Below are 12,808 nucleotides of genomic sequence, written 5' to 3'. Positions count from 1 at the left end.
AAAACAGAACACGGCCAATGTACCGGGCCGAGTCCGGAACTTTTCAGTATAGGGGATCTGCGGATCCAGGCAAGGGCCGGATCTCCAGGTTGTGCCTCAGCGCGGGGCCCTCCGCCGGCGGGAGAGGTCCTTCTGGCGCCGCAGAAGTTCGTCCTGGCGGGCCATGACCCGCGCCTGGAGGGCAGGGTCCACCTGGGTGGCAGGATCCAGGAGAAGCCGGTTGTTGGCCTGCATCTCCCGATCCACATAGCGCCCCTCGAGCTTCGCGAAGAGGGCCTCCGCATCTCGGCCCGCCTCATCCTGGCGGCTGGCCTGGGCTTCCAGGCGGCGCAGGGCCGCCAGGGCCTCCTCCGGGAGTTGTGAGGGCTCGCCCTCCGCATCCAGGAGGGCCTGGAGCAGGGGGGCCCCGGCAAGCCCTTCCCACCAGGCGGGCGGAACCTCCTGCACGCGGCCCCACAGCCCGGCGGTGCTCAGGAGCAGGAGGCTGCGGACCAGGTCATCGACCTCCAGGGAGGGGGCGGACGAGGCGGGGACCTCCGTCTCCCGGGCCGGCGCCTGGCGGCTCCGCACGGCCCGGTCCAGTTCCTGGAGCGGGACCTGGAGTTGGTGGGCCAGGCTGGCGAAGAGGTCGCGGCTCTCGGTGGTGCGGGGCAGGTAGGGGAGGAAGTCCAGCAGATCCTTGAAGGCCCCCATGCGGTCGGAGATGCGGCGCAGGTCCTTGCCCTCCATGGCCCGGTCGATCATGAAGGCCGTCCAGTCCGGTGCCGCCCGCAGCAGGTCCTGAAAGGCCTCGCCGCCCAGCTTCAGGCACCAGGTGTCGGGGTCTTCGCCCTGGGGCAGCTCCAGCAGCCGCACCTCGAAGCCCAGGGGCAGGGCCAGGCGCAAGCTCTTTTCCATGGCCCGCCGCCCCGCCGCGTCGCCGTCGAAGCAGAGGATGACCCGGCGCGTGAAGCGGCCCAGGGCCCTCAGGTGGTCCTCCGTGAGGGCCGTGCCCAGGGGCGCCACGGCCTGGTGGATGCCGTGCTGGTGGAGCTGGAGCACATCGAAGTAGCCCTCCACCACCAGGGCGCCGTCCTTCATGGCCCCCTTGGCCCGGTGGAAGCCGAAGAGCGTCTCTCCCTTGTGGAAGAGAACCGTGTCGCGGGTGTTCAGGTACTTGGGCTGGCCGTCCCCCATGATCCGGCCGCCGAAGGCCACCAGCCGGCCCCGGCCGTCGTGGATGGGGATGGTCAGGCGGTTGCGGAGGAAGTCGATCTGGGTGCCGCGCTCGCTGCGGCTGGCCAGGCCCGCCTGTTCCAGCAGCTCTGCCGAGAAGTTCAGTCCCCGCAAGTGGGTCACCAGGGGATCCCAGCCATCCGGCGCCACGCCGAAGCCGGCCTCGGCGACGAAGGGGCCCTCGTAGCCGCGCTGGCGCAGGTAGGTCCGGGCCCCCTCGTGGCGCTCCAGCTGCCGCTCGTAGAAGGCTTGGGCGGCCTCCAGGGCGCTCCGCAGGCGGGTCTCCAGGTCCAGCTCGGCCGCGGGGCGCTCCCGGCGCTGGGGCAGGTCGATGCCCGCCGCCCGGGCCAGCTGCTCCAGGGCCTCCGGGAAGGTCATGCCCTCCCGCTCCATGAGCCAGGCGAAGGCGTCACCGTGCTTCCCACAGCCGAAGCAGTGGTAGAAGCCCCGGTTCGGCACCACCTGGAAGCTGGGACTGCGCTCGGCGTGGAAGGGGCAGAGGCCCACGAAGGCCGAGCCCTGCTTGCGCAGCTTCACCGCCTGGCCCACCAGGGCCAGCAGATCCGTGGCGTCCCGGACGCGCTCGACGATCTCGCGGTCGCGCATGGTTGAACATTCCAGAAAAAAGAAACCACACTCGCGGAGGGTCGCAGAGGTGGCTGAGGGTGCGGAGACAGGTGCCTTCCAAGAGCATACTCTGCAGCCTCCGCTTTCTCAGCGCTCTCTGCGAGTGTCTTTGCTCCCCTGATTCCCGAATGGCCAGGGCGTGGCATATTTGAGGATTCGTCCGGTGGAATCCATGAGCCAGCTTCTCGACACGATCCTCCTGTTCAGCCTGCCCGCCTCGGGCAAGTCGGAGGTCCGGCGCTACCTCGCCAGCCTCACGCCGGACCAGTGCCGGAACGACTTCCACATGGGGCCCACGCTGCAGCTGGACGACTACCCCTACGTCCACCTCATGCACCGCATCGATGACGAACTGAAGGCCAACGGCCTCGGCTACGCCTACTACCACGGCCCCGATCGGCCCTTCCGCGATAACTGGACGTGGGCCGTTCTCATTCAGCTGCTGAACGAGGACCACGCCAACCTCATGGCCAGCCGCCAGACCGAGGTGGCCAGCGCCGCCCAACATCTCTTCGACCGGCTGGACGCGGCCCACGCCAAGGTGGGCCTGCCCGAGTATCTGGGCGGCATCCCCCACCGCATCCGGGTGCGCATGGCCGAGGCCCTGGAAGGGGAGTGCCGCGCCGAACTGGACACCCTCAACCGCCAGAACGCCCAGGACAAGGCTGGCCGCACCCTGGTGATCGAGGCGGCCCGGGGCGGGGCCAACGGCTCGGCCTTCCCGCTGTGCCCGCCCCATGGCTACGAGACCGCGTTCCAGACGCTGGACCCGGCCATCCTCCAGAAAGCCTGCGTGCTCTACGTCTGGGTGGATCCCACGGAGAGCCGCCGGAAGAACATCGAGCGTGGCCGGCCGGATGGCCAGGGCAGCATCCTCCACCACAGCGTCCCCATGGAGGTCATGCTGGGCCAGTACGGCACGGACGACATGGCCTGGCTCATGGAGCAGAGCGACCGCCCCGGCACCATCCGCGTGGAGCGGCTCATCCAGGCCGGAGACCGCTACGAGACCAGGATCTACCACCTCCCCGTGGCCCGCTTCGACAACCGGAAGGACCTCACCACCTTTGTCCGCGTAGACCAGAAGCTCTGGAAGCCCGCGGACGTGGCGGCCATCCACGGCGGCCTCAAGGCGGCGTTCGACCAGCTCGCCAAATGAACAAATGATCTAACGCAAAGCCACAAAGGCGCGAAGAAAGACCCTCTCCGCACCTTTGCGCCTCTGCGTTGAATCCTTGTTCAGTGGGCGCTGGCGCCCGCCTTGGCGTGCCAGATGCGGGTCATGATGAGGGCGCCGAGGAGGCTGAAGGGGATGATGCTCCCCACCCAGACCCAGGCGTGGGCGGGCTGGTGGCCGTGGAGGGCGATGCCGTCCCAGCCGTAGGTCTTGAGGATCCATCCCAGGCCGAAGCCCGTGAGGCCCGAGCCGATGTACTGGATGCCATCCAGGGCCCCGGCCACGGAGGCCGCGGCCTTGCGTCCGCCGAAGTCCATGCTGGCCGTGCCGCTGAGCATGCCGTGGACGCCGAAGATGAACATGGCCGTGAGGCCCAGCAGCACCACGGCCCAGACCTGGCCGCCCCAGGTGCCCTGGCCCAGGGCCATGCCCAGCAGGCCCAGCATGGCCACCTGGACCAGGTAGAACACGAAGGCCACCGGAGGGCGCCGCGACTGGAACAGCTTGTCGCTCATCCAGCCGCAGAGCAGACCGCCCAGGATGCCGCCGCCCATGAAGGCGATGCCCGTCCACCAGAAGAGGTGCTCCTTCTTGCCGAGGTGGTAGACCTCCTGCAGGTACTCGGTGAAGTAGAGCATCACGCCCTGGCGCACGAAGCCCGTGCAGAACTCCGCGAAGATCAGGGACACGACCACCGGGTTGTGGAAGACCTTCCGCATGAGGTCGGCGAAGGGCAGGGGGGTCTCATCCGCGGAGGCGGCGTCGGATCCGTCGCCGGTGTCGAAGTCCGCCTGGCCGGCATGGCTGGGGCGGTTCCGCACGAGGAACCAGTCCACCCCGAACATGAAGGCCATGGCGGCGGCGGGGACGAACCAGATGACGGTCCAGCTCCGGAAGCTGGCCAGCAGCCAGGCGCCGATGGTGGTGGCGAGGAAGTAGCCCGAGCTGATCATGATGCCGAAGATGCCGCCGAAGATGCCGCGCTCCTTCACGTGGAACCAGGTGCTGTTGACCTTCACCACGGACAGCGCCCCGAAGCTCTGGAAGTACATGTTCACGCTCCAGAGCAGGCTCATGCTCACCAGGACCTGGCTGACATGGTTGTTCAGGAACATGAGGCCGATGGCCAGGTTCAGGGCCGCGGCGCCGATGGCGCCCAGCAGGATCGCCTTGCGTCCGCCGATGCGGTCCGCCAGGGGGCCATTGAAGGCCACCGCCAGGCCGTAGGTCCAGAAGCCTGCGGAGGCGATGAGGCCCATCTGCGCCTTGTCCAGGTGGTACCAGGCGCCAATGTCGTTCTTCACGATGTTGAAGTTGTAGCGCCCCATGTACATGGCCGCGTAGGTCAGCCCCAGGGGAAACCAGTTCAGGAACCGGCGCAGACGGAAGGCGGGACTGTGATCCAAGAGAACCTCGATGGCTTCAAGGGTAATGGAGGGCTCCCCGGGACCCAAGGAACGAGGCTGTAACGCGGATCACTCCGCCTTGCGGAAGGTCTCATCCGTGCCCGTCAGCTCCCAGCTTCCCCGGCGGCGCTCGAAGGTGGCGTGGCGCTGCTTGGACTGGCCGATCCTCGCATCTGGATGGAGGGACTGGAAGATGGGGAACTGGGCCGTGGGCTTGTCCAGGCGGATCTCGTAGGCCACCCGGGCGCCCTCGCGGGTGGGCTCCATGCGCACGGCCCGCACGAAGACCGCCTCGGCTGCGGGCATGGAAAAGCCCTTGGGCGCCGCCTTGATGTCCTTGGGAGCCGATGGCTTCAGGCGGAAGGTGAAGGACTCCCGGGCCCCTTCGGCCGATACCGAGCTGTCGAACCAGCCGCTCTTGTCCAGGCTCTCCTTGAGGGCCACCAGGCGCAAGTACTCGGGGCTGCCCTTCTCGGCGGAGGCCTTCTCGGGCACGGCGACGGGCACCACCACGGGGTACTCCTTGCGGATCAGGTCCTCGGCCTTGGCCCGTTCCAGCTTGGAGCTGCAGGCCAGCGTCAGGAGGAGGATGGGCAGGAGCAGGGCAGGGCGCATGATCGGATCCTTTCCAGTTCGCAAGGATGGTGACACAACCGGGCGTCCGTCACGCAACCCCGCAGTATCCTATGGGGCGCTGATGATTAGGAGACCGCCGTGAATCCTGCCTACCTGGCCCATCTGACCCGCGAGATCGAGCAGCTGAAGGAGGCGGGGCTCTACAAGACCGAGCGCGTGATCACCTCGCCCCAGCAGCCCCAGATGAAGGCGAACGGGAAGGACGTGGTCTGCCTCTGCGCGAACAACTACCTGGGCCTGGCCAACCACCCCGAGGTGATCGCAGCCGGCAAGGCCGTGATGGACGGCCACGGCTTCGGCATGGCCTCCGTGCGCTTCATCTGCGGCACCCAGGACATCCACCGCGAGCTGGAGCAGAAGCTGGCAACCTTCCTGGGCTTCGAGGACACCCAGCTCTACTCCTCCTGCTTCGACGCCAACGGCGCCATCTTCGAGGGCCTGCTGGGCGAGGAGGACGCCATCATCAGCGACGCGCTGAACCACGCCTCCATCATCGATGGCATCCGCCTCTGCAAGGCCCAGCGCTTCCGCTACGCCAACTCCGACATGGCCGACCTGGAGGCCCAGCTCAAGGCCGCCGACGCCGCCGGGGCCCGCTTCAAGCTGGTGGTGACGGACGGCGTGTTCAGCATGGACGGCTACATCGCCAAGCTCGGCGAGATCTGCGACCTGGCCGAGAAGCACGGCGCCATGGTGATGGTGGACGACAGCCATGCGGTGGGCTTCATGGGTGCCAACGGGCGCGGCACGCACGAGCACTGCGGCGTCATGGGCCGCGTGGACTTCATGACCGGCACCTTCGGCAAGGCCCTGGGCGGCGCCTCCGGTGGCTACATCGCCGGCAAGCAGGTGGCCATCGACTGGCTGCGCCAGAAGGCCCGCCCCTACCTCTTCTCCAACTCCGTGGCCCCCGCCATCGTGGCCGCCACGCTGAAGGTGCTCGACCTGCTCAAGGGCAGCCAGGGCCTCATCAAGCAGGTCCACGAGAACGCCCGCTATTTCCGCGCGGGCATGGAGAAGGCCGGCTTCAAGCTGCTGCCCGGCGAGCATCCCATCGTGCCCGTCATGCTCTACGACGCGCCCCTGGCCCAGGAGTTCGCCAAGCGCCTGCTGGACGAGGGTGTCTACGTCATCGGCTTCTTCTTTCCCGTGGTGCCCAAGGGGCAGGCCCGCATCCGCACCCAGATGAGCGCCGCCCACACGAAGGCGGACCTCGACCATGCCATCGCCGCCTTCACCAAGGTGGGACGCGAGCTGAAGGTGATCGCCTGACCTAGAGGACGATGTAGCGGTAGATCCCCGGCTCCTGCTCCTTCAGCAGGAGCTGGATGGTCCAGCGGCCGTCCGGGTAGCGCTCGTACATCGTGGCGCTCAGGACGGATTCCCTCAGCCACTCCCGGATCTCTTCGTAGCGCGCGAAGCGGGGGGGCTCCCAGTCCTCTCCGCCCGAACCGCGGGCGCCGGATCCGGGCTTGATGTACTCCATCAGGCGGGCCAGTTCGACATCAGGATCGGGCATGGGAACTCTGGGGGTGCTGCATGGCGAAGGATGGAAGCCGGCTATCCGGCTGCCTGCTGCTGGGCTTCATCGGCCCGATCCGCCTCGGGGGACACGGAGCGGATCAGGGTCCTCAGGGCCTCGAGGCCGCTGGCTTCCAGTTCCCGGGAGAACTGGATGGCCATGCCGCTGGCATCGGAACGGACCACGGTGCCCCGGGTGACCACGCGCCGGCCGGATTCGGCCTCCTCCAGGAGGATGGCCACGCCGCAGGAGGTGCCCACCGGCAGGCGGTCGGAGCCTCCGATCAGGATGCCGCCCAGGCTGATGTTGATGGCCTTGGGGAACGCGATGATGCGGTCCGGCGTCACCACCTTCACGCGGTAGGCGATGGGTACTCGGGGATGCTGTCGTTGCTCGATGGTCACGTGCGCTCGGCGGAGGTGCAGGGTCGGCGGGTCTGGGAATGATAGCGCCTCAGTCCTTGGCGTGGTCATGCACATCGGCCACGGCCCGCCCGGAGGGGTCGGCCTGTGCGGCGAAGGAGGCGTCCCAGCGCAGGGCGGTCTCCGTGCTGCAGGCCACGCTGCGCTCCCAGGGCACGCAGTTGACGGCTGTGGCGCTGGGGAAGTGCTGCTCGAAGATCCGCCGGTAGAGGTAGGCCTCCTTGGTCTCGGGCGTCTTCACCGGGAATCGCTCGGCGGCCCCCCGCATCATGGCGTCGCTGATCTCCCGCTCGGCCGCGGTCTTGAGGCTGTCGATCCAGCTGTAGCCCACGCCATCGGAGAACTGCTCCTTCTGGCGCCAGAGCACCTCGTCCGGAATCAGGCCGTCGAAGGCCTTCCGCAGGGGGTACTTCTCAATGGGGCGGGGCCGGGGGGCGTTCCGGGGCAGTTTCACGGAGGGATCCATGCGCATGGCCACGTCCAGGAACTCCCGGTCCAGGAAGGGCACGCGGGCCTCCACGCCCCAGGCCGCGCTGGACTTGTTGGCCCGGGCGCAGTCGTAGAGGTGAAGCTTCTGGAGCTTGCGGACGGTCTCCGCGTGCAGCTCAGGGCCGTCCGGGGCCTTGTGGAAGTAGAGGTAGCCTCCGAAGATCTCGTCGGCCCCTTCACCGGAGAGCACCATCTTGATACCCATGGCCCGGATCTTCCGCATCATGAGATACATGGGCGTCGAGGCCCGGATCGTGGTGATGTCGAAGGTCTCCAGGTGGTGGATGACGTCCGACAGGGCGTCCAGCCCCTCCTGGACGGTGAAGTGGATCTCGTGGTGGATGGCGCCGATGTGGTCCGCCACCAGCCGGGCGGGGGCCAGGTCCGGCGCGCCTTTCAGGCCGACGGCGAAGCTGTGGATCCGGGGCCACCAGGCGGGAGAGGTGCCGCCCTCCTCCACGCGGCCATCCCGGTACTGGGCGGCGATGGCCGCCACCAGCGAGGAATCCACGCCCCCCGAGATCAGCACGCCGTAGGGCACGTCGCACATGAGCTGGCGCCGCACCGCGGCCTCCAGCGCGGCGCGGAGCTTCGCCGGGTCGTAGGGCTCCTGGGGGACGTGGCCGGGCTCGGCCCAGTCCGGCTCGTAGTAGCGCTGGAAGCCCTTGTCCGCCTCGCGGCCCAAGTAGAAGTGGCCCGGAGGGAACTCGCGGATGCGCTCGCAGTGGCCCACGAGGGCCTTCATCTCCGAGGCCACGTAGAGCCGATCCTCCCGGTCCCAGCCCAGGTACAGGGGGATGACGCCGATGGGATCCCGGGCGATGAGGTAGGTCTCCCGCTTGGGGTCGTAGAGCACGAAGGCGAAGATGCCGTTCATGCGGTTGAGGAAGTCACGGGGCGAAAGCTCGTCGTAGAGGTAGAGGATCACCTCGCAGTCGGAGAGGGTCTGGAAGTCGTGGGGTTCCCGTAGGTCCCGCCTCAGCTCCTTGTGGTTGTAGATCTCGCCGTTGACGGCCAGCACCGTTCCCTGAAGGGTGTCCACGAGGGGCTGGGCGCCGTGTTCCACATCCACGATGGAGAGGCGCTCGTGCACGAGGATGGCCCGGTCGTCGCTGTAGATGCCGCTCCAGTCCGGGCCCCGGTGGCGGATCTTCCGGGCCATGGCCAGGGCCTGGCGCCGGAGCTCCGCCGCGTTCGAGCGCGCGGGGTCGATATCGAGGATGGTGAGGATGCCGCACATGGGAGCTCCAAAAAGCAAAACCCCCGATCCGCTTACGCGAATCGGGGGTGGTCCGGGGTTTCAGGTGTCTAGGCGAGACCCTCACCGGCCCACGCGCGATTCGCGCGAGGGAGCCGATTGGTATTGCGGTTGATCCGCGAGAGGGTGAGGGTCATGAAACGCCTTGAAGCACCTTAGCGGCTGGTTTCACGAACCGTCAAGGAGAGATGCGGAAGTTGGCCGGCCTTGATCTTAATGATGAAATGGTGCGGTTGGAGGCGTCATGAAAGCCCTGTTGAAGTCCAAGCGCGAGGAAGGCATCTGGATGGGCGAGGTGCCCATGCCGGAGATGGGCCCCAACGACGTGCTCATCAGGGTCCACAAGAGCGCCATCTGCGGCACGGACGTGCACATCTACAACTGGGACGACTGGGCCCAGAAGACCATCCCCGTGCCCATGGTGGTGGGCCACGAGTACTACGGCGTCATCGAGAAGGTGGGTGCCGAGGTCGAAGGCTACAAACCCGGCGACCGGGTGAGCGGCGAGGGCCACATCACCTGCGGGCACTGCCGGAACTGCCGGGCCGGCAAGCGCCATCTGTGCCGGAACACCGTGGGCGTGGGCGTGAACCGTACGGGCTCCTTCGCGGAGTACCTCTCCATCCCGGCCTTCAACGTGTTCAAGGTGCCGGACAACGTGCCGGACGAGGTGGCCTCCATCTTCGACCCCTACGGCAACGCGGCCCACACGGCCCTCAGCTTCGACATGGTGGGTGAGGACGTGCTGATCACGGGCGCCGGCCCCATCGGCATCATGGCCGTGGCCATCGCGAAGCATGTGGGCGCCAGGAACGTGGTGATCACGGACGTGAACGAGTACCGGCTGGCCCTGGCCCGGAAGATGGGGGCCACCCTGGCGGTGAACCCCAAGGAGAAGGACCTGCCGGCGGTCATGAAGGAACTCGGCATGACCGAGGGCTTCGACGTGGGCCTGGAAATGAGCGGCAACCGCATGGCCTTCGAGTCCATGCTGGAGGCCATGCACCACGGTGGCCGCATCGCCCTCCTGGGGCTCCTTCCCAAGGACTGCGCCATCGACTGGAACCAGGTGATCTTCAAGGGGCTGAAGCTGAAGGGGATCTACGGCCGGGAGATGTTCGAGACCTGGTACAAGATGGCCGCCATGGTCCAGAGCGGCCTGGACATCACCCCCGTCATCACGCACCGCTTCGGCATCGACGATTTCCAGAAGGGCTTCGACGCCATGCGCAGCGGGCAGAGCGGGAAGGTGATCCTGGACTGGGGCGTGAAGTAGCCCGCTCTCATCGAGAGACCGTCCCACTCCGGCCTGATTCCCTCCTCGCCGGGTCCCGACTCCGCAGAGCCCACTGGGCTCTGCTCCGTCACCCGGCGGTCGGGAGGTACAAGATGGCCGCCATGGTCCAGAGCGGCCTGGACATCACGCCGGTCATCACCCACCGCTACGGCATCGACGACTTCCAGAAGGGCTTCGACGCCATGCGCAGCGGGCAGAGCGGGAAGGTGATTCTGGATTGGGGCGTTAAGTAGTTTTGGCCCGAAGGCACGCGCAAAATGCGGCCATTGGCCGCATTTTGCATGCTGCGCACGGAGTGCGCAGCTGGACCTACGGTGGATCGGAACCTCAGCGTACCGGTTGAGGCTGGGGGATCGGAGGGTAGGGGCCATCGGTCCAGGGGGCACCGTCCTTGATGAGGATGTCGCCGGCCAGGCCTTCGCCGCCGGGGAGGCCGTCAGTGCCCAGGCAGGCCAGGTAGTATCCGTCGAGCTTGGTGTTGAACTTCTGGCGGATGGGGCCCCGCTTGACCTGGACCTCCTCCACGGGCCGGGCGACGTAGGCCCGGTAGAGGAAGGGATGGCCCCAGGGGGACTCGGGCACCTGGTCGAGGTACTCCGGCACGAGCCCCTGCAGGGAATCCGGATACTCGCCAGTCTTGCCCTTGTAGCGGATCAGGGCGTCCGTGACCCGCTTGAGGGCCGCGCGGACCTGCTTCTGGCGGTCGGCCAGGTCCCGGTTCACGAAGGCTTCGATGAGGAAGAGGTCCTTGGTGGCCTGCTGGGCGGCCTCGGATTCGGGATACCGGTCCACGAGCTGCTTCATCATGGCCCGGGCCTCCATGCTGCGGCCCTCCAGGTTCATCTTCCGGGCCTCCTCGTACAGGTTTCCCGGCAATCTCGGGTCCTCGGAGCTGCATCCGGCCAGGAGCGCGAGAAGGGCCAGTGCGGGGGCGAGGGGCGTGCGGTTCATGGCTTGAACCTTAGCAGACGCCTGGGACGGTAGGATGGGGGAAAGGGGGGCACATGACCGACAGGCCGATGCTGGTGGGCATCGTGGGGGGCTCCGGCAGCGGGAAGACCTCCGTGGCCGCCGAGCTGGTGAAGCGGCTGAAGCGGCGGGCGGTGGCCACCCTCCTGCTGGACATGGACGCCTACTACGCACCGCTGGAAGTGGTGAAGGCCCGCTTCGGCGGACGGCCCGTGAACTGGGACCACCCCCACGCCTTCGACCTGGAGCTGATGGCCGCCCACCTGGCGGCCCTGCACCGGGGCGAGAGCATCCGCAAGCCCTCCTACGACTTCACCCTGTCGGACCGCACGGGCTGGGAGGAGCCGGTGCCCCCCGGGCAGGTGGTCATCCTGGAGGGGCTGCTGCTCTTCGCCCTCCCGGAGCTGCGGGACCAGCTGGACATGAAGGTGTTCGTGGATACGGACGCCGACATCCGGATCCTCCGCCGCATCCGGCGGGATACCCGGGAGCGGGGCCGCAGCCTCGAGAGCGTCATGGACCAGTACGAACAGAGCGTCCGCCCCATGCACCTGGAGTTCGTCGAACCCAGCAAGCGCTGGGCGGATCTCATCGTCCCCACCGGCGTGGAGAACCGGACGGCCCTGGACGTCATCACCCACCACATCTGCAGCCGCGTGCTCGATCCGGGAGAACCCCAGCGTGTTTGAAAACGGCATCCACCTCTCCGCCGAAACCTACCGGGACCTGCCGGAGAACGTCCAGCGCCTGGATGTGCGCGAACGCTGGGAATACGACCTGGCCCACATCCCAGGCGCCATCCTCATCCCCCTGGGCGAGCTGGCGGACCGGGCGGGCGAGCTGGATCCCTCCCGGCCCCTGGCGGCCTACTGCCACCACGGCACCCGGAGCCTCTACGCCCTGCGCTTCCTCCAGGGGGCCGGGTTCGCGGACCTGGCCCACCTCGCCGGCGGCATCGACGCCTACAGCCGCCTGGATCCCTCCGTCCCGAGGTACTGATGCGGCTGCTGCACCGCCATCCCGAGGGCTTCGATCCCCGTGCCGCCTGGACCCAGGAATCCGAGAGCATCCGCCAGGACTCCCGGCTCTTCCGGCAGATCGTGGCCCAGCGGCGGAGCCCCCACACCGGCCGTCAGCACTCGTTCTACCGCCTCCAGGGGCCCGACTGGGTGAACGTGGTGGCCTTCACCCGGGAGGGTGACCTCCTGGTGGTCGAGCAGTTCCGCCACGGCATCGACGCCCCCACCCTGGAGATTCCGGGCGGGGGCTGCGATGTGGGCGAGGCTCCGGAAGCGGCGGCGCGGCGGGAGCTGAGGGAGGAGACTGGCTTCCGGTCCGAACGCTGGGTGTCCCTGGGGTCCTGCACCCCCAACCCGGCCACCCAGAACAACCGCTGCCACACCTTCCTGGCCCTGGACTGCGACCCGGAGGGGGCCCTGGAGTTGGATCCCGCCGAGGAGCTCCAGGTCTGGGCCTGCGCCTGGCCCGAGTGGCACGCCCGCATGGCCCAGGGGGATATCCACCACGCCCTGGTGCTGGCCGCCTTCCAGCTCCTGAGCCTGTGGGAGGGCTGGCCCGCGCTGCTCCGGCAGTTGGAAGAATCGGGGCCAAAGCAAGGACAGGATTAACAGGATTAGGAAGGATTAACAGGACCTGCTTATCGGCCAAGCTCAGCCCCATGTTCGCAAGATGAAAGGCTGGAGCCGGAGATGACGGAGAAACGGCCTCGGATCCACAGATTTGCACAGATTGAAAACGGGGCTGCGGCTGATTTGGGGGTGCAGCTTCGC

Annotated in this window: 13 protein-coding genes and 1 pseudogene; 7 read left to right on the top strand and 7 right to left on the bottom strand. The window is 67.6% G+C overall.

Annotated features, from left to right (window positions below):
* Nucleotides 1–96 precede the first annotated feature (96 nt).
* The gene (gene dnaG, locus G398_RS21205; protein ID WP_052571909.1) at nucleotides 97–1,821 is read right to left on the bottom strand and encodes a DNA primase; all 1,725 of its coding nucleotides are present in this window, start codon (nucleotides 1,819–1,821) and stop codon (nucleotides 97–99) included.
* A gap of 193 nt (nucleotides 1,822–2,014) precedes the next feature.
* Here dnaG and G398_RS0112250 point away from each other — a divergent pair, with 193 nt between their 5' ends.
* A complete protein-coding gene (locus tag G398_RS0112250) occupies nucleotides 2,015–3,001 on the top strand; it encodes a hypothetical protein (RefSeq protein WP_157492406.1) in 987 nt (328 codons plus the stop codon).
* Between the two features lie 80 nt (nucleotides 3,002–3,081).
* Here the strand turns inward: G398_RS0112250 and G398_RS18265 are convergent, their stop codons facing one another.
* A complete protein-coding gene (locus tag G398_RS18265) occupies nucleotides 3,082–4,425 on the bottom strand; it encodes an MFS transporter (RefSeq protein ID WP_052571908.1) in 1,344 nt (447 codons plus the stop codon).
* 69 nt (nucleotides 4,426–4,494) lie between these two features.
* Nucleotides 4,495–5,040, bottom strand: coding sequence for a hypothetical protein (locus G398_RS0112240; RefSeq protein ID WP_026853791.1), 546 nt, complete (start codon nucleotides 5,038–5,040; stop codon nucleotides 4,495–4,497).
* A gap of 99 nt (nucleotides 5,041–5,139) precedes the next feature.
* Here G398_RS0112240 and G398_RS0112235 point away from each other — a divergent pair, with 99 nt between their 5' ends.
* On the top strand, nucleotides 5,140–6,333 hold the full coding sequence (locus G398_RS0112235; protein WP_026853790.1) for a glycine C-acetyltransferase: 1,194 nt from the start codon (nucleotides 5,140–5,142) through the stop codon (nucleotides 6,331–6,333).
* Nucleotide 6,334: 1 nt separating this feature from the next.
* On the opposite strand, the gene G398_RS0112230 is transcribed toward G398_RS0112235, so the two are convergent.
* From G398_RS0112230 to asnB, 3 genes are read right to left on the bottom strand one after another with little or no spacing between them, the layout of a single operon-like run.
* A complete protein-coding gene (locus G398_RS0112230) occupies nucleotides 6,335–6,580 on the bottom strand; it encodes a hypothetical protein (protein ID WP_026853789.1) in 246 nt (81 codons plus the stop codon).
* Nucleotides 6,581–6,621: 41 nt separating this feature from the next.
* Nucleotides 6,622–6,987 carry a PilZ domain-containing protein gene (locus G398_RS0112225; RefSeq protein ID WP_026853788.1) on the bottom strand — a complete coding sequence of 122 codons (366 nt, stop codon included), beginning with the start codon at nucleotides 6,985–6,987 and terminating at the stop codon, nucleotides 6,622–6,624.
* A gap of 49 nt (nucleotides 6,988–7,036) precedes the next feature.
* Complete coding sequence (gene asnB / locus G398_RS0112220; RefSeq protein ID WP_026853787.1) at nucleotides 7,037–8,734, bottom strand: asparagine synthase B; 1,698 nt, start codon at nucleotides 8,732–8,734, stop codon at nucleotides 7,037–7,039.
* A 262-nt stretch (nucleotides 8,735–8,996) separates the two neighbouring features.
* Between asnB and tdh (G398_RS0112215) the strand changes: the two genes are divergently transcribed.
* Complete coding sequence (tdh, locus tag G398_RS0112215) at nucleotides 8,997–10,028, top strand: L-threonine 3-dehydrogenase (RefSeq protein WP_026853786.1); 1,032 nt, start codon at nucleotides 8,997–8,999, stop codon at nucleotides 10,026–10,028.
* 107 nt (nucleotides 10,029–10,135) lie between these two features.
* Nucleotides 10,136–10,282 (top strand): annotated as a pseudogene (gene tdh, locus G398_RS20465) (L-threonine 3-dehydrogenase); the annotation flags it as partial.
* A 94-nt stretch (nucleotides 10,283–10,376) separates the two neighbouring features.
* Here tdh (G398_RS20465) and G398_RS18260 read toward each other — a convergent pair.
* Nucleotides 10,377–11,000: a hypothetical protein gene (locus G398_RS18260; RefSeq protein WP_043484911.1), complete on the bottom strand. Its 624-nt coding sequence runs from the start codon at nucleotides 10,998–11,000 to the stop codon at nucleotides 10,377–10,379.
* Nucleotides 11,001–11,053: 53 nt separating this feature from the next.
* Here G398_RS18260 and udk point away from each other — a divergent pair, with 53 nt between their 5' ends.
* From udk to G398_RS18255, 3 genes are read left to right on the top strand one after another with little or no spacing between them, the layout of a single operon-like run.
* Nucleotides 11,054–11,707: a uridine kinase gene (gene udk, locus G398_RS0112200; RefSeq protein WP_026853785.1), complete on the top strand. Its 654-nt coding sequence runs from the start codon at nucleotides 11,054–11,056 to the stop codon at nucleotides 11,705–11,707.
* A complete protein-coding gene (locus G398_RS0112195; protein WP_026853784.1) occupies nucleotides 11,700–12,017 on the top strand; it encodes a rhodanese-like domain-containing protein in 318 nt (105 codons plus the stop codon). The genes udk and G398_RS0112195 overlap by 8 nt, the downstream gene beginning before the upstream one ends.
* Nucleotides 12,017–12,646 carry an NUDIX hydrolase gene (locus G398_RS18255; protein WP_052571907.1) on the top strand — a complete coding sequence of 210 codons (630 nt, stop codon included), beginning with the start codon at nucleotides 12,017–12,019 and terminating at the stop codon, nucleotides 12,644–12,646. Before G398_RS0112195 ends, G398_RS18255 begins: the two co-directional genes overlap by 1 nt.
* Nucleotides 12,647–12,808: the final 162 nt, after the last annotated feature.

Source organism: Geothrix fermentans DSM 14018 (genome assembly GCF_000428885.1).
Taxonomy (GTDB): Bacteria; Acidobacteriota; Holophagae; order Holophagales; family Holophagaceae; genus Geothrix; species Geothrix fermentans.
Note: the sequence above shows the minus strand (reverse complement) of the source record. Positions and strands in the feature narration are given on the sequence as shown.